Annotated in this window: 20 protein-coding genes and 1 pseudogene; 6 read left to right on the top strand and 15 right to left on the bottom strand. The window is 39.3% G+C overall.

Annotated elements, in window-relative coordinates:
- Window positions 1–118: pseudogene (locus tag D569_RS24905) on the top strand (IS110 family transposase); the annotation flags it as partial.
- Between the two features lie 663 nt (window positions 119–781).
- Here D569_RS24905 and D569_RS0116455 read toward each other — a convergent pair.
- From D569_RS0116455 to D569_RS0116430, 6 genes are all read right to left on the bottom strand, one after another.
- Window positions 782–2,068 carry a UDP-N-acetylglucosamine 1-carboxyvinyltransferase gene (locus tag D569_RS0116455; RefSeq protein ID WP_018933529.1) on the bottom strand — a complete coding sequence of 429 codons (1,287 nt, stop codon included), beginning with the start codon at window positions 2,066–2,068 and terminating at the stop codon, window positions 782–784.
- Between the two features lie 361 nt (window positions 2,069–2,429).
- On the bottom strand, window positions 2,430–3,284 hold the full coding sequence (gene fba / locus D569_RS0116450) for a class II fructose-1,6-bisphosphate aldolase (protein WP_018933528.1): 855 nt from the start codon (window positions 3,282–3,284) through the stop codon (window positions 2,430–2,432).
- A gap of 181 nt (window positions 3,285–3,465) precedes the next feature.
- Window positions 3,466–3,825: a response regulator gene (locus D569_RS0116445; RefSeq protein WP_018933527.1), complete on the bottom strand. Its 360-nt coding sequence runs from the start codon at window positions 3,823–3,825 to the stop codon at window positions 3,466–3,468.
- Window positions 3,826–4,095: 270 nt separating this feature from the next.
- Window positions 4,096–5,694, bottom strand: coding sequence for a CTP synthase (locus tag D569_RS0116440; RefSeq protein ID WP_018933526.1), 1,599 nt, complete (start codon window positions 5,692–5,694; stop codon window positions 4,096–4,098).
- A gap of 388 nt (window positions 5,695–6,082) precedes the next feature.
- A complete protein-coding gene (gene rpoE / locus D569_RS0116435; protein ID WP_018933525.1) occupies window positions 6,083–6,589 on the bottom strand; it encodes a DNA-directed RNA polymerase subunit delta in 507 nt (168 codons plus the stop codon).
- A gap of 111 nt (window positions 6,590–6,700) precedes the next feature.
- On the bottom strand, window positions 6,701–7,288 hold the full coding sequence (locus D569_RS0116430) for a P-loop nucleotide/nucleoside kinase family protein (protein WP_018933524.1): 588 nt from the start codon (window positions 7,286–7,288) through the stop codon (window positions 6,701–6,703).
- A gap of 130 nt (window positions 7,289–7,418) precedes the next feature.
- Here D569_RS0116430 and D569_RS0116425 point away from each other — a divergent pair, with 130 nt between their 5' ends.
- Window positions 7,419–8,558, top strand: coding sequence for a phospholipase D-like domain-containing protein (locus D569_RS0116425; protein WP_018933523.1), 1,140 nt, complete (start codon window positions 7,419–7,421; stop codon window positions 8,556–8,558).
- Window positions 8,559–9,451: 893 nt separating this feature from the next.
- Here the strand turns inward: D569_RS0116425 and argS are convergent.
- From argS to speE, 5 genes are all read right to left on the bottom strand, one after another.
- Window positions 9,452–11,119 (bottom strand): arginine--tRNA ligase, encoded by a 1,668-nt coding sequence (gene argS / locus D569_RS0116420; protein WP_018933522.1) that lies wholly within the window; start codon window positions 11,117–11,119, stop codon window positions 9,452–9,454.
- 13 nt (window positions 11,120–11,132) lie between these two features.
- Window positions 11,133–11,561 carry a YwiB family protein gene (locus D569_RS0116415; RefSeq protein WP_018933521.1) on the bottom strand — a complete coding sequence of 143 codons (429 nt, stop codon included), beginning with the start codon at window positions 11,559–11,561 and terminating at the stop codon, window positions 11,133–11,135.
- 13 nt (window positions 11,562–11,574) lie between these two features.
- A complete protein-coding gene (locus D569_RS0116410) occupies window positions 11,575–12,612 on the bottom strand; it encodes an AimR family lysis-lysogeny pheromone receptor (RefSeq protein WP_018933520.1) in 1,038 nt (345 codons plus the stop codon).
- A gap of 75 nt (window positions 12,613–12,687) precedes the next feature.
- Window positions 12,688–13,560: an agmatinase gene (speB, locus tag D569_RS0116405; RefSeq protein WP_018933519.1), complete on the bottom strand. Its 873-nt coding sequence runs from the start codon at window positions 13,558–13,560 to the stop codon at window positions 12,688–12,690.
- Between the two features lie 14 nt (window positions 13,561–13,574).
- The gene (speE, locus tag D569_RS0116400; RefSeq protein WP_018933518.1) at window positions 13,575–14,402 is read right to left on the bottom strand and encodes a polyamine aminopropyltransferase; all 828 of its coding nucleotides are present in this window, start codon (window positions 14,400–14,402) and stop codon (window positions 13,575–13,577) included.
- Window positions 14,403–14,599: 197 nt separating this feature from the next.
- Here speE and D569_RS0116395 point away from each other — a divergent pair, with 197 nt between their 5' ends.
- Window positions 14,600–16,717: a transglycosylase domain-containing protein gene (locus tag D569_RS0116395; protein ID WP_033405094.1), complete on the top strand. Its 2,118-nt coding sequence runs from the start codon at window positions 14,600–14,602 to the stop codon at window positions 16,715–16,717.
- A 140-nt stretch (window positions 16,718–16,857) separates the two neighbouring features.
- On the opposite strand, the gene D569_RS0116390 is transcribed toward D569_RS0116395, so the two are convergent.
- Window positions 16,858–17,367 carry a YwhD family protein gene (locus tag D569_RS0116390; protein WP_018933516.1) on the bottom strand — a complete coding sequence of 170 codons (510 nt, stop codon included), beginning with the start codon at window positions 17,365–17,367 and terminating at the stop codon, window positions 16,858–16,860.
- A 134-nt stretch (window positions 17,368–17,501) separates the two neighbouring features.
- On the opposite strand from D569_RS0116390, the gene D569_RS0116385 reads away from it, so the two are divergent.
- Window positions 17,502–17,684 carry a 2-hydroxymuconate tautomerase gene (locus tag D569_RS0116385; protein ID WP_018933515.1) on the top strand — a complete coding sequence of 61 codons (183 nt, stop codon included), beginning with the start codon at window positions 17,502–17,504 and terminating at the stop codon, window positions 17,682–17,684.
- 115 nt (window positions 17,685–17,799) lie between these two features.
- On the top strand, window positions 17,800–17,991 hold the full coding sequence (locus D569_RS0116375) for a hypothetical protein (protein ID WP_018933514.1): 192 nt from the start codon (window positions 17,800–17,802) through the stop codon (window positions 17,989–17,991).
- A gap of 28 nt (window positions 17,992–18,019) precedes the next feature.
- On the opposite strand, the gene D569_RS0116370 is transcribed toward D569_RS0116375, so the two are convergent.
- Both D569_RS0116370 and D569_RS0116365 read right to left on the bottom strand, forming a co-directional pair.
- Complete coding sequence (locus D569_RS0116370; protein WP_018933513.1) at window positions 18,020–18,514, bottom strand: YwgA family protein; 495 nt, start codon at window positions 18,512–18,514, stop codon at window positions 18,020–18,022.
- 18 nt (window positions 18,515–18,532) lie between these two features.
- Window positions 18,533–19,837 carry an HD domain-containing protein gene (locus D569_RS0116365; protein WP_018933512.1) on the bottom strand — a complete coding sequence of 435 codons (1,305 nt, stop codon included), beginning with the start codon at window positions 19,835–19,837 and terminating at the stop codon, window positions 18,533–18,535.
- Window positions 19,838–19,913: 76 nt separating this feature from the next.
- Here D569_RS0116365 and D569_RS0116360 point away from each other — a divergent pair, with 76 nt between their 5' ends.
- Entirely contained in the window at window positions 19,914–20,735 is an 822-nt protein-coding gene (locus D569_RS0116360; RefSeq protein ID WP_018933511.1) for a lipoate--protein ligase family protein, read from the top strand.
- Here D569_RS0116360 and menC read toward each other — a convergent pair.
- Entirely contained in the window at window positions 20,728–21,816 is a 1,089-nt protein-coding gene (menC, locus tag D569_RS0116355) for an o-succinylbenzoate synthase (protein ID WP_018933510.1), read from the bottom strand. The two genes, D569_RS0116360 and menC, sit on opposite strands and share 8 nt — an antisense overlap.
- Window positions 21,817–21,899: the final 83 nt, after the last annotated feature.

The raw sequence follows: 21,899 nt of genomic DNA, 5'->3' as shown, positions 1-21,899 counted from the left end.
ATTAAGAGAAAGAGGAAAAGGGCATTACGTAGCTGTTGGCGCCGTAGCCAGAAAGCTAACACATATTATTTTCGCCATATTACGAGATAACAAGCCATATGAACCACATGTTAAGTAAATAAAATTCGAACATACTTTCCCTTGAAACACCTCTCACATGAGGTGTATTTTCGCATGTCTTTTTTTAAATGAAAAATAATTCTTTAAAAATTACATCTTTATGGTTGACTTTCCATAGCTGGTCTTTCCGTGGGGTTTGCCCTTCAGCTAACTTTTTCGAGCAAAAACCGCTCGAAAAAGTGGATCTTCAGGCCAAACAATTCCCACAGGAGTGAAAGTGGGCGGCCTTCGTTAAGATATGCTCCACAACACTTATCCGAAATCAGCCAGTCGATTTCTCCACCATATGTAGTTCCGGAAGTGTCGCATTTTCCACAGCTTAGTATACAATTCTAATCAAGTGACAGAAATTCAAAGAGTTTAGTTCCATGAGTTCTATCCTTTCTATAACCAGAGCACAACAATAGCGTAGGCAGAATACGGAGACTCCTGTGGGAAAAGCACGAGCCGAAGATCCACTTGGTAAAGTGCTTTTCTTTACCAAGTTAGCTCAAGATCGCCCCCGGAAAGCGCAGTATTCTGCCGAAGCGGTATTCGGTGCACTCTCTATGGGGGATGGACAGAGCAGATCCTCAAGAGGAGCTACTTCGCAGTTTATGTTTTATGTGCATCATTTTCCTAATATCCAACAGAAAAGAGAGACTTCGTGGTCTCTCTTTCTTTAGGAATTCTGAAATTGTTGTATCTCTTTTTCGGTCATTTCTTCTCGCCAAACTCGGGCACCGAGCTCGTCTAATTTCTCTGTTAGGTTAGCGTAGCCTCTGTCAATATGTTCCAAACCTGTAATTTCCGTTACTCCATTTGCCATTAGACCGGCAACAATCAGAGATGCACCTGCTCGTAAATCACTCGCCTTTACTTTTGCACCTTCCAACGGTGTAGGTCCTTGAACAATGGCAGAACTTCCTTCTACTTTAATTTGAGCATTCATTCTTCTTAACTCATCGATATGTTTAAACCGTGCTTGGTATATAGTATCTGTGACAACTCCTGTACCTTCTGCTTTTGTCAATAAGGCTGTAAAAGGTTGCTGCAAATCCGTTGGGAAACCAGGATGTACAAGGGTTTTGATATCAACACTTTTGAGGCCATTTCCTCTATGGAGGAGTAATTGCTCTTCCCCTTCTTCTATATGTACACCCATTTCTCTTAATTTGGCCAACAATGGTTCAAGGTGTTGTGGAATAACATTATCAATCAGAACTTTCTCGCCTTGAGCAGCGGCCATTATTGTATAGGTACCCGCCTCAATACGATCGGGAATAATGGTATGCATGCATCCAGTTAATTGCTCTACACCATCAATACGAATAACGTCCGTACCTGCACCCTTAATTCTCGCACCCATACTGGTTAGTAAGGTGGCTACATCAATAATTTCCGGTTCTCTTGCTGCATTTTCAATAACTGTACGTCCTTTTGCTTTCACAGCAGCAAGCATAATATTGATCGTTGCACCCACACTGACAACATCCAAATAAATGCGGGCACCTTTCAGTTCTTTTGCTCGTAAATAAATAGCTCCTTGTTCATTCGTAACGGTCGCACCAAGAGCTTCAAAGCCCTTAATATGCTGGTCAATGGGTCTTGGACCAAGGTAACAGCCACCAGGTAAACCGATCACCGCTTCCTTAAAACGTCCCAGCATCGCACCCATAAAATAATAAGAGGCTCTCAATTTTTTGACACGTCCATTTGGTAGCGGCATAGCTGTCATATGAGCAGGATCTATATGAACCGTCTGTCCTTTTCGCTCTACTTCCCCACCAATTTCTTCCAGCAAATAACTTAACGTTTCTACATCAGAGATATCTGGTAATCCTTCTATAATTACTTTTGTATCCGCCAATATAGAAGCTGGTAATAATGCTACCGCACTATTTTTGGCACCGCTAATCCGAACTTTTCCATTTAATAAATGACCGCCCTCTATAAGCAACTTCTGCATATATTTCCCTCACTTTCAAGGATTCCTGTAAACATACAGCAACAACAATATTATAAACTTATTCTGTACGAAACCTGCCAATATTATGTAATAAAAACAAACTTAAAATCATTATATCTCATTTTCGAGTGATTTAAAACAGGAGATTGAGACAAGGGAAAGTAGATCGATTAATTTCAGCATTGATTTAATGCGAACGATTTAGATTTACTATCGACTTTGGGTTGGTTTCTGGCAACTTTTCGGATTTACTGGCGACTTCGGGCTGCTTTCTGGCAACTTTTCGGATTTACTGGCAACTTCTATCATCAATATACAGAAAAAAACCATACTCACTTAAGAGTATGGTTTGTAAATGAATTTATGCTTTACCTGAAGAACCGAATTCGCGCATTTTACCGATTACTGTATCTTTAATCGCGTCACGACTTGGTCCTAAGTATTTACGTGGATCGATCATTTCTGGATTCGCTTCTAATACTTCACGAACTACTTTTGTTTGTTGGATTTGGTTTTCTGTATTTACATTAATTTTAGATGTACCATAGGAGATTGCTTTTTGGATATCTGCAACTGGGATACCAGTTCCACCGTGAAGTACTAATGGTACTCCAGCTACTGTGTTGATTTCTTCCATTTCTTTGAAGCCTAAGTTTGGTTCGCCTTGGTAAGGTCCGTGTACAGAACCTAATGCTGGTGCAAGACAGTCAACTCCAGTACGTTCAACTAGCTCTTTACATTCGTTCGTATCAGCATACATGATGCCACCTTGTACACCATCTTCATTACCACCAACTGTACCAAGTTCTGCTTCAACAGATACTCCGTGGAAGTGTGCAAGTTCTACTACTTTAGAAGTAACCGCAATATTTTCTTCAAACGGATCGTGTGATGCGTCAATCATTACAGAAGTGAAACCTGCATGGATTGCTTTTGCACAAGACTCAAAGCTTGAACCATGGTCTAAGTGGATTGCTACAGGAACGGTTGTACCTTGTGCTTCCATTGTAGCTTTTACCATTGCTACGACTACATTGAAACCACCCATGTATTTTCCAGCACCTTCAGATACACCAAGGATTACCGGTGATTTTTCTTCTTCAGCTGCTTGAAGAATAGCTTGTACATACTCTAAGTTATTAAGATTAAATTGACCTACAGCATAACGATTTTTATTAGCTGTTTCAAGCATTTCTTTCATTGAAACTAATGGCATAATTGCTCCTCCTTTAAGGTATGTATATACAATTGATTTAACAATCGATCCTCTTACGAAAGATTGCACCCATTAATAGAATACCAATTCCGACAAAAAGGTGCAACAAAACAATCGATAGTAAACGCTTACCCCCGTAAATTTCTCAAAATCTTTGAACCATTGCAGAAAATTTAATCAGCTATTCCAAAATATTCTTCAGCAATTGTCTAATATCATTTAACTGAAATGGCTTTCCTATCGTTTTGGACACAGATTTTAGATTTTGTACATCACCTTCAGCTTTCTCTGGCAAACCACTCATTATAATAGTTGGTATTACAATGTTATCATTTTCCAATTCCTTGACTAATGTTGGACCATCGATGATTGGCAACTTATAATCTAACATAATCAAATCAGGCTTATTATCCAAAATTTTGTCTAACGCTTCTTTGCCATTTAAAGCTAACTCTACATTATACCCTTCTTGCTGAATTACTTCCTCAAGTAACAGCCGAATACCAATTTGATCATCGACTACTAATACTGTTTTGCTCATGCTCTGCCAGCTCCTTTATGTTTTTCTATTTATATATATTTAGTTGCTTGATACATTGTCATAAATTGCGAATTGGCGTCCATTTTGTAATAAGCCCTTTTTCTTATAGTTCGATATGATAGACGAAAATCCTGCAATATTCGTAGTATTTTATTAATTTTGTCTCTATTTGAGCTGAATAAAAGCAAAAACAAAGCAATTTTAGGTAAAAAGAAACCGTCATAGTAATGTACCATGACGATTGGTAAAATGGAACTTCTTCCTACATTATTATTTGTTTACGGCTGCGCTGATAAAGCCTTTAAACAGTTGTTGTGGTCGAGTTGGTCTTGATTTGAATTCTGGATGGAACTGCGATGCGACAAACCACGGGTGGTCGTTTAGCTCGATTGTTTCTACTAGCTTTTCATCAGGGCTTGTCCCTGAGAAAATAAAGCCATTCTGTTCCATCTGATCGCGATATTGATTATTAAATTCAAAACGGTGACGATGACGTTCATATACCACATCTTCATTATGATAGGCATCCTTTGTTTTTGTTCCTTCTTTTAAGCGGCAAGGATACAAACCTAAACGTAATGTTCCGCCAAGATCGGAAATATCTTTTTGCTCTGGCAAAAGGTCGATAATCGGGTGTGGTGTATTTGGATCAATTTCAGCTGAGTTAGCTCCTTCTAATCCTAACACATTACGTGCGAATTCAACTGTTGCCAGCTGCATACCTAAACAAATACCTAAGAAAGGTAATTTGGTTTCACGTGCAAAACGGATTGCTTCAATTTTACCTTCAATGCCACGATCCCCGAAGCCACCTGGTACTAATAAGCCATCTACGTCTGCTAATTCCTCTGCCACATTCTCAGCGCATACTTTTTCCGCGTTAATCCATTTCACATCGACATCTGCATCATGTGCGAATCCTGCATGTTTTAATGCTTCTACGACAGATATATATGCATCTGGTAATTCTACATATTTACCTACAAGTCCTATTGTGACTTTTTTCGAAAGGTTCAGTACTCTTTCCACTAATTGATTCCATTCTGTCATATCTGCTGGACCACAATCTAAACCAAAGTGATCACATGTTAGTTGATCCAGTTTTTGTTCCTGCATTGCTAAAGGGATATGATAAAGGGTATCAGCATCACCTGATTCAACAACTGCCTTTTCATCAATATCACAGAATAATGCGATTTTCTCTTTCATTTCCTGGCTGATTTCATGCTCTGTACGTAATACAATGACATCAGGCTGGATACCTAAAGAACGTAATTCCTTCACACTATGCTGGGTTGGTTTGGTTTTTAATTCTCCTGCTGCTGTAATATAAGGAACTAATGTACAGTGAATATACATGACATTCTCTCTACCAATGTTACTTTTGATTTGACGAATTGCTTCAATAAAAGGTAACGACTCAATGTCGCCAACAGTACCACCAATTTCAGTAATAACGATATCTGCGTTTGTTTGCTTTCCTGCTTGGAATACTTTGTCTTTAATTTCGTTCGTAATATGCGGAATAACTTGAACAGTTCCACCTAGGTAATCACCACGACGTTCTTTCTTAATAACCGTTGAATAAATTTTACCTGTTGTAATGTTACTATACTTGTTTAGGTTGATGTCGATAAATCGTTCATAGTGACCTAAGTCCAAGTCTGTTTCAGCACCATCATCTGTTACGAACACTTCACCATGTTGGTAAGGGCTCATCGTTCCCGGGTCAACATTAATGTAGGGGTCGAACTTTTGAATGGTTACTTTTAATCCTCTGTTTTTTAAAAGGCGGCCTAGAGATGCTGCTGTGATTCCTTTTCCAATGGAAGATACAACACCACCAGTTACAAAGATATATTTCGTCACACTGTATCCCTCTTTCTTTTGTAATTGTTCTATCTTTTGCTTAGTATTCTGTTTTTATAATAGTAGGCATACTAAGCTTGATGAAAAAATGATGTAAGGGGATGTTCAAAAAGTCCGGGAAAAATTGCTTTGAATCTCTGCGTCAGCTTGCTTCTCCGGTACTCACGTATTGAAAAGCATACGCTCCGGTCCTCAAAGGCTGCGCTTCCTTGATCTTCTTTGCCCTTTTTGTCCTCCTTTTTGAACATACACTTTAAATAATAATTGCTTGTTAAAAAATAAAAAGCGCTCCCCTTGAGCAGGGGAACGCTGTGTAATTCCATTAATTTATGGAGCCCAATAAAAATTTTACTCAGAAGCTTGTGGAAAGTCAAGTACTCTGATGGAACTATTTTTCTAGTTCGTCATCTGTGTCAAAATCATCATCAACTTCATCTTCGAGGTCATCATCATCGAAGTCAAAGTCATCATCCACGATGTCATCTGTATCCAGATCCTCATCAAAACCAGTTAAATCCTCATCACCAACAACTGTTTCATCAAGATCTTCTGTTTCTTCCAGTGGTTCTGGAGCTTTTTTCTTCTTCGCTTTTTTCTTTTTCTTCTTTTTCGGTACAGGAGTAATGTCTTCATCAATCTCTTCTACCGGATACCATCTTTTTAATCCCCACAGGTTAGAACCTTTCGTCATAAAACGGCCATCTATATTTAAATCAGTATAAAATTGCGAAATCCAGGCATCTTTTTCCGTCTCGGATAATTCCTTTAACTTTGCAACACTTTCAAAGATTTCACGGAAATCCATCGCTTTGTTTTCTTCTTCTAAAATTAACGTTGCAATATCAATCATTGCCAATTCATCTATTCTTTCTTTTGTTAAGTCCTTTAAACTCACGCTCTAGCACTCCTTTTTATCTAATCTATGTAAACAAATTCACTGACTAGTTAAGTTCTACCATCATATTATATGGCTTTGTTAATTGAATTGCAACAATCTTTAAGGAAGCTATTTTTGAATGAAACTTACCAGCTTATCAACCTTTTCTTCCGTTAAATCACCGGAATTATCAAAAATGTTGATATTTTCTTTTGGGATATCCCAATTAATGGTTGGTACAAAATCTACTCTTGTTTCATAAGAATCCCAATTTTCCAACTTCCATGTATCACGGTCTGTACCACGCTCTTCGATTCGTTCACGTTGTTGTTCCATATCCTGTAGTGTTACAACTACAACCTTCACATCAACCTCTGCTTTTGATTTGCCACTTGCTGCAATGACTTCTTCGATCCATTCTTTATTTTTTAATTCTGCAGTAAACGGTGAAATCATAAAAACATTTTGTCCAACACGTAAGTTTTCAATACATATATCTTTCGTTGTGTCATACTCTAAATCGCGAAGGTTTTCCTTATAAAATGTTGAATCACGATCGTTTGGATCTAAATCATTCATTTCTAGAAAACGTTCTACAAAACGTCCTCCAACTGTATCACGATCAAGAAATGCACACGAGATATCTTCTGATACTTTTTCTGCTACTGTTGTTTTACCTGTTCCTGCTACACCTACAAAAAACACTAATTTTTGCACGATTAACACCTCTTTTATTTATCTATCCTTCTATATGTTAACTTATTATTTCAAAAAACGCATCCATTATGTTGCTTATGATTTTAACCTTTTTTGGGTATAGTAACAACAAGAAATGAGGGAAAAATATATGCTTTGGATAATCTTCATTTTTATTCTCTTACTAATTATTGATTTCCAACTTGGCCGTTTTCTTGTTTCCCATCGTAATAAAAGTCAGAGTTGGCGAACCACTACTGAAGAAGTTGAATTGTTTGCTGACGGGAATTCACTATTTGAGTCGATGCTTTCTGATATCGAGAAAGCCACTGCGTCGATTGATATGCAATTTTTTATCATTCGTAACGATCGAATTAGTAACCAGTTTTATACCCTGCTCGCACGTAAACATGCGGAAGGAGTTCGTGTCAGGTTGTTAGCCGACTGGGTGGGCAGTTTTAAATTTCGTAAAAAATGGCTTGATCAAAAATTTTTCATGCGCAAAATGAATCCCCCGCGCTTTCCTTTTTTCTACCATCTACAACAGCGGAATCATCGCAAAGTGCTTGTGATTGATCAGAAGATTAGCTACTTTGGCGGCTTTAATCTAGGTAATGAATATGTTGGTAAAGATGTATTACTGGGAAGATGGCGTGATTATCATTTGCGAATGGTTGGGGAAATTAGCGAGGTGTTACGGAACAGCTTTGCTATCGATTGGGGAGAAACAAATACTAGCCAAAATGCTCAAACTGGTGATGTACAGGTATTAGCGACGGAAGGGGATGTATTGGAGAAAACATTGTTAGATTATATTAAGAAAGCAAACCAATCGATTGAAATCGGTTCTCCTTATTTTGTACCGACTCGACAACTTGCAGAGGCACTTATGGCTGCATTGGTAAGAGGTGTTGAAGTGACCATCTTAATTCCCGAAAAAGCGGATCACATTGTGGCTAAAGCTGCAGCTCTCCCTTATTTGAGAAAACTGAAAGAACACGGTGCAACCATTCATCTCTATGTTGATGGCTTTTTTCATGCAAAAGTTATATTTTTTGATCGAAAAACTTGTGATGCAGGTACAGCCAATTTCGACCGCAGAAGTCTGCAGTTGAATCAGGAGTTAAACCTGATCGTTAGCCATGAGCACCCTATTTACCAGAAAATGCGCAAAGCCTACGACGCCGATATCAGCAACAGCAAATTAATGACGGATACTTGGCTCACTCACCAACCGCTATACCTTAGAATCCTGTCATGGGTTAGCATCCCATTCCGGATCTTTTTATGATGTTTTTTTAACAGTGCTTGATCCACCTATAGTTTAACTCATAAATCAAGATACACGAAGTACCAAATTTTTTTATATAGGAATTAATTTGGTACTTAGTTACAGTTTAAGTACCATTTTTCCTTCTACAGGATTTAATTTGGTACTTAATCGCAATTTAAGTACCATTTTTCTTTCTTCAGATTTTAATTTGGTACTTAATTACAACTTAAGTACCATTTTTCTTTCTTCAGATTTTAGTTTGGTACTAAATTGCAAAATAAGTACCAATCTCGCTTTTAAATTTGGAAGTTAGTACTAAACGTCTTTCGATTGTTATTTAAGAAAAACCGGGAAAGCCCACCCGGTCCTGTCCAAAGTAGTTATTTTGACATGAATAATAGGCGTAACAACCGCTACGGCTTGCCCACTTCGCTTTCCGTGGGCCGTGTCTTCAGCTAACTTTTGTAAAGAAGATCGCTTTACAAAAGTGGATCTTCAGATCACGCTGATCCCACAGGAGTCGAAGTGGACGCCTACGCTCATTCATGCTCTACAATGAATGTACTCGCTGACATTCCAGTTTTATTACACAGGTTAAGAAGGCTCGAGCAGTTAGCAGTCACAAACGTTGTAGAACAGTTTCATAGCGGAGGCCGTCCACTTCCACTCCTACGGGATGATTTTCGACTAAGATCCACTTTGGTAAGCGCTCTTTGCTTACCAAAGTTAGCTTAGGCGAAAATCCCGTGGAAAGGGAAGTGGACAGCCGCAGCGATGGTTTCCTGTACAAGCTATTTCAAAATGGCTACTATGCTTACAAATGCGTTGATACCGCGGATTATATACTTTCCTATATTATAAAGAAAAAGGGTAGCCATAAGTCTTTAACTAAACTTATGACTAGCCCTTTCTTACATACTCTCCGGTGCGTGGACACCGATTAGTTTCATTCCGTTTGCCAGTGTGATGCGAACTGCTTGCATCAATGCAAGTCGTGCTTTTGTTGCATCTAAATCATCTTCATTGATTACTTTTTCGGCATTGTAGAAGCTGTGTAAGTTGGCTGCTAAATCAAAAATGTATTGAGTGATGCGATGTGGTGTACGGTTTTGTGCTGCATCGGCAACCACTTGGGTAAACTCGCCCATCTTTTTCAATAAATCTTCTGCTTTCTCAGACTGCAAAATGGTTGCATCGTAATCTGTAAAGTTGATTCCCTTCTCTTCTGCTTGCTTGAGCATTGTACAAATACGTGCGTGCGCATATTGTACATAATAAACTGGGTTATCGTTAGACTCTGATTTGGCTAAATCCATATCAAAATCTAGATGAGAGTCAGCTGAACGCATAACGAAGAAATAACGCATCGCATCAATACCGACTTCTTCCATTAACTCTCTTAATGTAACTGCTTTACCAGTACGTTTACTCATCTTTACCTTTTCACCATTTTCGAAAAGGTTGACCATTTGAATGATTTCCACTTCTAATGTATCGGCATCATAACCTAATGCTTGGATAGCTGCGCGCATTCTTGGGATATAACCGTGGTGGTCTGCACCCCATATGTTAATAAGCTTATCAAAGCCGCGATCTAGCTTATTTTTATGATAAGCGATATCTGGTGACAAATACGTATAAGAACCGTCTTGCTTGACTAAAACACGATCCTTATCATCTCCGAAATCCGTTGTGCGGAACCATGTCGCACCATCTTGTTCATAGATATAGCCTTTTTCTTTTAATAATTCAATTGCCGGGACAATTTTGTTTTCTTCATATAAGGACGTTTCGGAGAACCAATTATCAAAGGTTACACGGAATTGTGCTAGATCCTCTGCTAATTTATCTAATTCGAATTTCAATCCATATTCACGGAAAAAGGATTGCTGCTCTTCTTCTGATTTTTCCAACAACGCTTCTCCATGTTCCTTTGCTAACGTTTCTCCGATTCCGATAATATCGGCACCATGATAACCGTCTTCTGGCATTGGAAAATCTTTCCCAATTGCTTGCATATAACGTGCTTGGACGGATAACGCAAGATTATTAATTTGATTACCAGCATCATTAATGTAATATTCACGCTGCACATCATAGCCTGCTTTAGCTAAAATATTGCACAGTGCATCACCGACAGAAGCACCACGAGCATGACCAAGGTGCAAGTCTCCTGTTGGGTTGGCAGAAACGAACTCCACTTGAATTTTTTCGCCATTACCAGTGTTTGATGCTCCGTAGCTTTCAGCTTGTTCTAAAATAGTTGGAATTAAATTTGTTAAGTATTGATTGTCGATGAAAAAATTGATAAAGCCTGGGCCTGCAATATCGACACTTTTAATTGAAGCTTTCGATTGATCTAATTGTCTAACAATGTCTTCTGCAATTTGGCGTGGTGCTTTTTTAGCGACTTTAGCCAGTTGCATCGCGATATTCGTTGCATAATCACCGTGCGCTTTGTCCTTCGGTTGCTCGAGGACAACAGCAGGGATTTCTGCTTCTGTTGCCAACTCTGCCGACAGAACCGCACGCTTTATTTCTGCCTTTAAGTTTTCCTGCATCTTTTGCATCACGTTCATACAATAACCTCCATTAGTTTTCTTTTGCTAAGCTAATCGTTAAGCGGTGACGTCTCGGTGTTTCCCCGTTCAAACTGGTTTGATAACTGATGAATAATTTACCATCTTGATTTGCAACTGGTGGTTGGTATACTATTTGATCTGTTTCAGTTTCCATATGCATCGTACCAAACTGATGCCGATAAACATTTTCGGTTACTTGCTTACTTTGAAACTTTTGCAGCATCGATACCGCTCCAGACCTTTTGACACTAACTTTGTCCGGTTGAATCGTAATCAAGGAATCAGTTTGCTCATTATTTTCGTTTGTTTCACTAAATTTCAATACAGTAGTATCATCTTTCTCCAATAAATGACCTTTTTCTTCAACAATCGTAACATCTTTGTTTCCTAGTTCGGTAATTTCCATTGTCATTTTAATGGATACGGGAGATTTGTTCATTTTATTCATCCTTCTATTGATCAAGGGCGTTTAATGCCTCAAGAGGTAATCTCGCATAAAAATAATCGTCACGTTCTTCAATAAAACGTTGATAAGATGTGCGTAACAAATACTTATCCTGCTTAGCTCGTCCTAAATAATATTGTTGAAAAGGGGTAAGTTGCTCGAAACTTTCTAATATACGGATACATTTGTCTAGCTCATTTTCTGCCAAGGCAATATGGGCTTGCTCTGCCTGGTCTTCACTTGTGACACCTTCTGTCTTTTTATAATAAGCGGCGATAAAAGGCAACGTGAAGTTTTTCAAACCATACATCGCTCGTTCATATTGCAATTCTCTAGCGATCTCCAGTGCGACAGAAACATGGTACATGGCCTGATCATAGCTTTCAAATAAGTAACCTTGTGCCAAAATGTTATGAATATCAATTTTTTTGCATGGATTATTGGTATCCGTTAATAATTGATAACCATACTTCCGTGACAAAATCAGTTCATTTCGCTTCCAATGATAAATAAACAACGTCTCATTCAATCTCGATTCCAATAAAGTATACAATAATGGATCTTTTACATGGAGAAGATCTCTTTTAATCGATTGATTAAACGTCCCAATTTTGCCATACTGGTTCATATCAAAGTAACAGAAAATATGAACAAGATCACGAAGGATTTTCAAAGAGTATTCATCATCATTTATCCTCAACCGGTTTACGGCTTTAATATATTTTGCTGGTGCATCGGGCTTTAGTTGTTTAGCTCTTAATGTTTTCCGGTCATACATGATTTGATAAATTCGTGATGTTTTACGAACCAGCTTGTTGGTAGCATATTCGGTCTTTTCAATCAAGAGCTTTAATTCAGGAAATAAACCATTGGCATACAAATATTCCATCGCTGCACATTGATTTGCTGCACTTTTACTCTCTAAGCAAATCTCACTCATATCTTTTATTTCATTGGGCTGACCTTTCAACTGCTGATATACGACATGTAACGGCATCTCTGTCTCATTTAACAAAAAATCTCTCACGATTTGATTCCTTTTCATGTAATATCCCCTAATCAAAATATAAACTGTAACATATTTTATCATATTTACGTCATAGTTTACATATGGTGTGACTTATTTTACCCAACCTAACAACATTTCTCGGATAAACTTGCTCGCAGCAATTGCAGTCTGTTCTGTTGGGTCATAGTTTGGTGCTACTTCGACAAGATCTGCTCCGACTACATTTAGATTCGATCGGGCAATCAAATGAATAGCTGTCAATAATTCTTTTGACGAAATCCCTCCTGCTTCCGCTGTTCCTGTACCGGGTGCAAAAGCGGGATCTAGTACATCAATATCTACGGTAACATAAACGGGACGTCCCGCTAATTTTGGCAACATCTGCTCTAATGGCTCCACTACAGCAAATTTCGCCATATACATACCACTTTCTTCGGCATAACGGAACTCCTCACGGTCACCAGAACGGATGCCGAAGGAAAAAACATTTTCGGGTCCGATTTTTTCACATACTTTGCGAATTGGTGTCGAATGGGATAATGGCTCGCCTTCATATTCTTCACGCAAATCTGCATGGGCATCGATATGGATGACCGCGAGATTTGGATATTTTTCATACACCGCTTCAATAATTGGCCAACTGACCAGATGCTCGCCACCTAGACCTAATGGAAATTTCCCTTTTGCTAGAATTTGATCGACATAATTCCGGATCATCTCCAGACTCCGTTTGGGGTTACCAAAAGGGAGTGGAATATCACCTGCATCAAAATAATTCACTTCTTCTAAATGGCGATCTAAATAGGGACTATATTCCTCCAGACCAATCGATGCTTCCCGAATCCGGTTAGGGCCAAAACGTGACCCCGGACGGAAGCTGACTGTCCAATCCATTGGCATCCCATAAAGGATGGCATCTGCCTCTTCAAAATCCGGACGTGACATAATAAATACTTTTCCTGAATAGGCTTCGTCAAATCGCATTCCACTACCCCTTTCTAAACAGTTAAATCTGCTACAAATTTCGGTAAAACAAAACAAGCATGGTGCAGCTGTTTTGTATAATATTTCGTGTCTATTTCAAAAAAGCGTTCCTCTTTTACTTTTAATGGATCATGCATTTTACTACCGATCGTAAATGTCCACAATCCACTTGGATAAGTTGGAATATTCGCTGTATACAAGCGGGTAACAGGAAAAATTTCTTTCACGTCTGCATATACCTGACGAATTAAATCTGCTTTAAACCAAGGATTATCGGTTTGTGCCACAAAAATACCGTCATCTTTTAATGCTTTTGAGATCCCTGCATAAAAACCTTTAGTAAAAAGGTTGACAGCAGGCCCGACTGGCTCTGTAGAATCGACTAGGATGACATCGTACGCCTTTTCACTTTCGGCGATATGCATAAAGCCATCCGCTACACGTACCTCCACACGCGGATCATCTAATTTCGCTGCGATCGACGGTAGATATTTTTTAGAATACTCAATGACCTTTCCATCAATATCAACTAGTACTGCTTTTGTAACAGACGGGTGCTTTAAAATTTCACGAATCACCCCTCCGTCACCACCACCTACAACAAGTACTTCTTTCGGATTGGGATGTGTAAACAGTGGAACATGTGCAACCATTTCGTGATAGACAAATTCGTCTTTCTCTGTTGTCATCACCATGTCATCCAACAACAGCATGTTGCCCCATTCTGCCGTTTCGACCATGTCCAGTTTTTGAAAATCCGTTTGTTCTGTATGGTAGGTTTGCTTAATTTTTGCAGTAATCCCAAAGTTGTCTGTTTGTTTCTCGGTAAACCATAAACCCATCTGGATCGCTCCTCCATCTATGCATACAAATAATTATTTTAGTAGTAAACAATACTATTCTAGAGTTTTTCCGTAAAAAATCAAGTAATTCTTCCATCTTGTATGTTTATCACCGGTTTTTTTTATCCATAATGCTAATGATGAGCATTCTACTCATAATTGCTTCTTGATGAGATAAGAAGTGGAGGTGTGGTCCGGTGAGGCGTAGATATAGACGCAGGAAGAGAAAGAGACAGAGACGGTTATTAAAGTTTAGTTTTTTTCTAGTATTAATGATGGGGTCTTGTATTGCAGTGCTGTTGATTGCTAGCTTTTTACTTGGCCCACCGTCCTTAGAACGACCGCAAAATACGATTTATTATAGTAATACCGAAGAAGTGATTGGGGAGGAATACGGTTCAGAACAAAGATACTGGGTATCCCTTGCTGAAATAGATGACCGCTTGGAGCAGGCAACGGTCTTAACAGAGGATCAACATTTTTTTGATCACTTCGGGTTTGATCTTAAACGTTTAGTCGGAGCAATTTGGAAGGATATTCAGACGCTGTCCCTGAAAGAAGGGGCAAGTACGATTACACAGCAGTATGCTCGTAACCTTTTTCTTACACATGACAAAACATGGAAACGGAAATTATATGAGGCTTTTTATACGATTCGATTAGAAATGTTCTATGATAAAGACGAGCTGTTAGAGGGATATTTAAATACGATATATTTTGGACATGGTGCGTATGGTATCGAAGCTGCGAGCAAGTATTTTTTTGATAAATCTGCAGCTGATCTCAGTTGGGCCGAAGCTGCAATGCTGGCAGGAATACCGAAGGGGCCGTCTCACTACTCGCCTTTTCATAACTTAGATAATGCGAAAAACAGACAAGAATTAATCTTAAGTAATCTTCATGAGAAAAACGTGATCGATGATAGCGAATATGAAACTGCCTTGAATGAAGAATTATCTTTTTCTGAGGATCGTGATATTGCTAGCAAAAGTGTTGCACCGTATTTCCAGGATGTCGTTGTGAAGGAATTGCAAGAATTGTTGGATGTAAACATCGAGGATATTCGTTCAGGTGGGTATCAAGTTTATACGACATTAGATTTGAAGCAGCAACAAGCAATGGAACAAGCCTCTGAAACGATCGATAGCGACTCAGAAATCCAAGTTGGGGCTATGGCAATGGATCCAGATACGGGAGGTGTCACCGCACTGCTCGGCGGCAGGGACTATGAAGATTCTTCCTTTAATAGGGTAACACAAGCAAAAAGAATGCCAGGATCTGCTTTTAAACCGTTTCTTTATTATACAGCTTTAGAAAACGGGATGACGCCTGCCACGACCTTAATGAGTAAACCGACCACTTTTGAGTTAGCGGATGGCAAAAGTTATCAGCCTAGTAACTATAATGATTATTATGCCAACCAACCGATCACAATGGCCCAGGCAATGGCACTCTCTGACAATATATTTGCTGTCAAAACGAATTTGTATGTGACACCAGAACGGTTTGCACGAACAGCTAAAAATAAATTTAAATTTAATAGTGAACTGGAGCCAGTCGCATCGTTAGCATTAGGAACAGAGGTGGTAACGATGCAGGAGATGGTGACAGGATACAGCATGATAGCAAATGGCGGTCTAGATGTCGAAAGCCATACGATTACAAAGGTTACCGACGCGTATGGAGAAGTCTTGTACGACAGAGAGGAAGAACAAGCAGAGAATAAAGGATGGAACCCATTCTCTAAACAAGAGGATAACCAAGTATTGCGAAAAGAATATGCCTATATTCTTGCTGATATGATGAAAGGAATGTTTGAGCAAGAATTAAACGGCTATATGAGTGTGACTGGTGCTTCTATCGCTGACAAGCTGACACATGAATATGCTGGTAAATCTGGAACAACCAATGTCGATAACTGGATGATGGGTTTTAGCCCTGCCTTAACCGCTGGTGTTTGGGTTGGATATGATGATAATCGCGAAATTGTACGAACCAGTGATCAGCAGTATGCGAAGGAAGTTTGGGCAAGTTTTATGGAATCAGCTCATGAAAACTTACCTGAAGAACATATCGTAAAACCGGACAATGTGGTGGAGGCATCGATTGATTTAAATACGGGTTTTCTGGCAGGAGATGGATGTGGACAGACACACACGATGTCATTTGTCAGAGGAACAGAGCCAACGAGATATTGCACCGCCCATTTAGATGATGAGCATGAGCATCCTGAAGAATTAGATGAGATGATCCCTGAAGACCGCCTGCTGGAGAACTGGTGGGAATGGATGTGGACAGGCGAAGATGAGCAATAGAACGGAAAAAGGCTGGGCAAATGCCCAGCCTTTTCCGGTCCTAGTAACGAAGAGTTACCATGTGTGTATATTTTATAAAAAATTAATCTCTTAGGACAAGTATAATCGCTCATTTTCAGATAATGTTCACAAAATGTTCATTATTCTGGTAAAGCTTGCTTTAATTCATCGGATGAATTTTTCCACATCTCTGGATCAAATTCGCGTAAGAAATCAGCGAGTAACTTTAGTGACTTCTCATCCATATGCTCGACAATCACATGTCCTTTCATCGATTTATCCATATGATTGACATGCTCTGGCATTGATTTATAAGCACGTTTGATCGAACGGTCGACACGGATTTCACATCCTGTTACACCATGATAGTAAGGGCCTATTTCTCCACGTTCAACCGTAACCCAAACAATCCAGTACAGTTTACCATTTGGCACATCTTCTTTATTTGGAAGAAACTTCACACGACGTTCTACTTCACTTCTTGCGTGCATCGCTCCCATATCAACAAAGGCACGATCTTCATTCGGATCGATAATCACTGGGGAGATATTTTCTAAACTAATCGACCCGACACCATATCCGCCATGACCATCCGTGGAATCGTCCTTCATGATCGTAAATTGATTGGATTTCTTTTTTTCTTCACTCATGACAATCCATCCTCCTACTTATTTTACTTATTATTGTAGCATGTTTAAAACTGAGTTTTCATCTTCTGTGTTTCCCTCTTTTTGTTTTTACGATACAATAATATCGATATCCCATAACAGAAGGAGAGAAACATATGCCATACGTAACAGTACAAATGCTAGAAGGCAGAACAGATGAACAGCGCAAAGCTTTAATTGAAAAAGTAACAGATGCGGTTGTAGAAACAACCGGGGCATCTCGAGAAAAAGTTGTTGTGTTTGTCGAAGATATCGATAAGCGTAATTATGGTGTTGGCGGCAAACGGTTAATCGATTGATAGGTACTTGGATTCGAGAGGATGAAGGACACTTTTTTCAGTTTGATGTTTTTTTCCTTTACCTTCCATTATTATCCTTCCATTGATATACTAGGAATAAAAGGATGTGTTTTATTTGCTTTACGCGGGTATAGGTGGATTGCAAGGTGGCGATATGTTTTTCGCTCTTATTTCGTTTATCCTATTTCTAAGCATCATTACGATTTTAATCCTATTGATATTTCGTTTAGGAAGGAAAAAGAAACAATTAGAACGAATCGAAAGTAAGCTAGATCAATTGTTAAATGAGCAGAATAACAACATATAATTGCAAACAAAAATAACCCATCACAGGGTTATTTTTGCAATCTATTGATAAATGCCCAGGCTTCTTTGATATCCTCTGGTGTATAGTTCGACTTCTTTTTCACTTCTTGTACCTTTTGTTCGATCTCAGGCTTTGGTAAATGATCGAAATATAGCATCGTACTTACAAGCTCCAAAAAGCGTGAGCTCTGTTCTTTCATCTCCTGCAAAAGCGACTGTTCTAATGGCAGCTCGGTGTTGGAATGTTTAAGAAAATCCTCTCCCTGCTCTGTTACTTGGTATCGATATTGATAATAATTGCTCTTCTTTTCTCTTACTTCTGAGACAAAACCTAGGTTAGTAATCTCCTCAATTCGCAAACTTAACTCCTCAGAATACGGCCCGTAAAAATAGAACGTATACTTTTCTTCAAAAGGTAGTCCAAGTTTTTTCATGATGTAAATGATTTTTTGCAACTTTTTGCGCCCGACAATTCCTTCCGATGCTGCGATCACTTTTACAAGCTTTGCATGATTATCTAGCAATGAAAACACCCCAGTTTCTTAACTTTCTTGTTTATGTAAAATTTTCTTTATTTGCTGTTTCTCCGGTCTATCCTCTGGCAACTTTTCGATTAAATCTTTTGGATAATATAACTTATGATCAGTCCGTTTCTTCCCTGATATCGCCTCTACAATATCAGACTGACGAGATAATTCACGTAATTCCTTATTTGGCATTAGTAAATGAATCGGTAACCGTTCTTCTTCCTCTCCTGGTCGGTAAAAATCATACGGCAAATCGGAGGAGGAATCTACTACTAAATAATAGTCTGGATCAAGGTCAATATCTCGGAACAGTTGATACAACTCCATCCATTCATTCATTTGCAAATTTGGATTAAATTCGGCATATTTAAACAAACGACGATTGATAAAACGATAGGCCAAATCACTTAAAATCGGATCATCTTCTTCCGCCCACATTTGGAAATAATACAAGACTACCGCTTCATCCAACTTAATGTAATCCTCCAGTGACACTTGTTCCTCGAAGAAAGATACAAAAGGTGCCGGTTCCACTTTAAACGTGTATCCTTCGTCATATAATTGTTTGACACGGTGCAAAATCTTCGTCAAAATCACTTCGGCACTACGAGTAACCGGGTGAAAATAGACTTGCCAATACATCTGGTAACGGCTCATAATATAATCTTCAACTGCATGCATACCCGATTCCTTGATCACGACTTGGTCTTCTACCGGTCGCATAACACGCAAAATCCGCTCCATATCAAAGTGGCCATAGCTAACCCCAGTAAAATAGGCATCACGCTGTAAGTAATCCATCCGGTCCGCATCAATCTGACTCGAGATCAAACTTACTACTAATTTGTCGTGATAGGTCTTATTAATAACATCGGCAACTTTTTGTGGAAATTCAATACTAATATTTGTTAATACTTGATTCACTTCGGTATCACCAAGAATAATCGATCTCGTGAAATCCTCGTGATCTAATTTAAAGACTTTCTCGAACGAATGGGAAAACGGTCCATGTCCTAAATCATGAAGCAATGCGGCACATAAACAGAGCAATCGTTCCTCATGATTCCAGTTAGGCCTGTCCTCAAAATTGATGAGTATTCGACGGACAATTTCATAAACTCCTAGTGAATGGTTAAAACGACTATGTTCCGCTCCGTGAAAGGTTAAAAAAGATGTGCCTAATTGCTTGATCCGTCTCAATCGCTGGAATTCTTTGGTGCCGATCAAATCCCAGATCACTCGATCACGAACGTGGACATAGCGATGGACTGGATCTTTAAATACCTTCTCCTCGTGTAACTTTTCATCTTTATAAGCCATGGCAAATACCTTCCTCTTTTTTCTTACTATTAGTATAATATAGTTTTAGGTGAACGAAAAGGTTTGGAGGATAATAATGAAAGATTGGAAGCAATTTTTTAAAGATAAACAAATAAGAGTAATTGACCATAGTGATCCGGAGGTGCTAGGAACAGCAATGGCATCATTTGCAGTCGATGATACGTTGTGTGAATCGATAGGGCGAAGCAGTAACAAGGTTGCGTGTCGATTCTGGGTCCATGATAACACGGTTGTTCTTGGCATTATCGATAGTCGCTTGCCAGCCGTGGACGAAGCAGTCGTTTTTTTACAAGAAAAAGGGTTTGATGTTGTCGTTCGGAATTCTGGTGGTCTTGCGGTAGTGCTTGATCGGGATGTCTTGAATTTTTCATTTGTGGTGCCGGATTTGGATGAGATGGGGATTCATTCCGGGTATGAGCTGATGACAGCCTTTGTCCAGGATATGTACGCAGATCTTACGGATGGAATTGAAGCGTTTGAAGTCGTTGGTTCGTATTGTCCTGGTGATTATGATTTGAGTATTGGTGGCAAGAAGTTTGCTGGTATCTCACAGCGACGGGTCAAGAAAGGGATTGCGGTGCAAATCTATATTTGTGTACGTGGTAGTGGAGCGGCACGTGCTGAGTTAGTTCATGATTTTTATCGTGCGGGGCGTTCGATTGATGATGAACGCTTTGCGTACCCGGAAGTGGAGCCTGATACGATGAGGTCCTTGTCAGAGTTGGTTGGTAAGGAGTTAACAGTCGAGGACAGCATAGACCGCGTTTTGCGTTTGTTAGGGGATGTACAATACACTGACTTAGCTGGTGATGAGTTAGCTGTTTTTGAAAAAAGGATGAAACAAATGGTAGAGCGGAATCAAAAAGCACTTAAGTGAGCACTTTTTGATCCGTTGTGGGTAGATTGAGATCATAGCCGATTCCTGGCCTTTTTGGCAGCGTAACATAACCGTTATGGACTTCAACCTCTGGAGTGATAATATCTTGATGCCAATAACGGTTGGATGCTCCTGGATCTGCGGGTAGCGTGAAGTTTGGTAATGTTGCTAACGCCAATGATTGGGCGCGCCCTACTCCTGCTTCTAGCATTCCACCACACCAGACTGGAATGTTATATTTTTGGCAATAGTCATGAATCTTGATCGCATTCGTGAATCCACCGACTTTCGCTAATTTAATACTGATGATTTTACAGCTGTTAAGTGCGATCGCTGTTTGAACATCTGCTAGAGTATGGATACTTTCATCAAGGCAGATCGGTGTGTTGATTTCATGCTGGAGTTTGGCATGATCGATGAAATCATCAGATGCTAGCGGTTGTTCAATCATCATTAAGTTGTATAGATCCATTTTTTTAAGATGATCGATATCGTTGATTGTATAGGCAGAATTGGCATCGACCATTAGTGGTGTTGTCGGAAAATGGTTGCGCACTGTTTCTAAGGTGTGCAAGTCGTTTTCCGGCTTTATTTTTAATTTGATTCGTTGATAACCTTGCTCAAGTGCTTGTGCAATTTTTCCAATGACCTGCTCATCGGTGGATTGCAGGCCGATCGCTGCTCCTACTGGTATTTGGTTGGTTGTACCTCCGATTGCCTGATAAAGTGGTTGTTGCGTTCGCTTCGCATAGATATCCCACACTGCTCCTTCGATAGCTGTTTTTGCCATATGGTTGCGGCGAATGTTGTCGAGCTTGAGTTCTGTCGGATGGTTGATCTGCTGCTTTTTGATCAATGGCCAAAGGTGATGCTCCATCATATATTGCACTGTATCTGTCGTTTCTTCTGTGTACCAAGGGGAATCAAAGGCTACAGACTCGCCATAACCGATAAATCCATCTTGATCATGAAGCTCGGTAATGATGATATCCTTTTCTGTAATCGTTGTATTACTGTTCTTAAACGGATATTTTAGCGGCATTTTCAACCGGTGCATGATTAATTTTTTGAATGAAGTCATATGCGTGGCTCCTTTTTATGAGTTGCATTTTATTGGACACTTTTTCAAGTTTATTGGACACTTTCGAGTATTTACTGGACACT

Source organism: Gracilibacillus lacisalsi DSM 19029, from assembly GCF_000377765.1.
GTDB classification, from domain to species: Bacteria; Bacillota; Bacilli; order Bacillales; family Amphibacillaceae; genus Gracilibacillus; species Gracilibacillus lacisalsi.
The sequence above is the reverse complement of the archived record's forward strand: the minus strand, read 5'-3'. Positions and strand labels throughout refer to the sequence as shown.

Coding starts and splice junctions, on each gene's coding strand:
- D569_RS0116455 (WP_018933529.1), bottom strand. CDS start 2,068: ATGCAGAAGTTGCTTATAGAGGGCGGTCATTTATTAAATGGAAAAGTT.
- fba (WP_018933528.1), bottom strand. CDS start 3,284: ATGCCATTAGTTTCAATGAAAGAAATGCTTGAAACAGCTAATAAAAAT.
- D569_RS0116445 (WP_018933527.1), bottom strand. CDS start 3,825: ATGAGCAAAACAGTATTAGTAGTCGATGATCAAATTGGTATTCGGCTG.
- D569_RS0116425 (WP_018933523.1), top strand. CDS start 7,419: ATGCTTTGGATAATCTTCATTTTTATTCTCTTACTAATTATTGATTTC.
- argS (WP_018933522.1), bottom strand. CDS start 11,119: ATGAACGTGATGCAAAAGATGCAGGAAAACTTAAAGGCAGAAATAAAG.
- D569_RS0116415 (WP_018933521.1), bottom strand. CDS start 11,561: ATGAACAAATCTCCCGTATCCATTAAAATGACAATGGAAATTACCGAA.
- D569_RS0116410 (WP_018933520.1), bottom strand. CDS start 12,612: ATGAAAAGGAATCAAATCGTGAGAGATTTTTTGTTAAATGAGACAGAG.
- speB (WP_018933519.1), bottom strand. CDS start 13,560: ATGCGATTTGACGAAGCCTATTCAGGAAAAGTATTTATTATGTCACGT.
- speE (WP_018933518.1), bottom strand. CDS start 14,402: ATGGGTTTATGGTTTACCGAGAAACAAACAGACAACTTTGGGATTACT.
- D569_RS0116390 (WP_018933516.1), bottom strand. CDS start 17,367: ATGAGTGAAGAAAAAAAGAAATCCAATCAATTTACGATCATGAAGGAC.
- D569_RS0116385 (WP_018933515.1), top strand. CDS start 17,502: ATGCCATACGTAACAGTACAAATGCTAGAAGGCAGAACAGATGAACAG.
- D569_RS0116365 (WP_018933512.1), bottom strand. CDS start 19,837: ATGGCTTATAAAGATGAAAAGTTACACGAGGAGAAGGTATTTAAAGAT.
- D569_RS0116360 (WP_018933511.1), top strand. CDS start 19,914: ATGAAAGATTGGAAGCAATTTTTTAAAGATAAACAAATAAGAGTAATT.
- menC (WP_018933510.1), bottom strand. CDS start 21,816: ATGACTTCATTCAAAAAATTAATCATGCACCGGTTGAAAATGCCGCTA.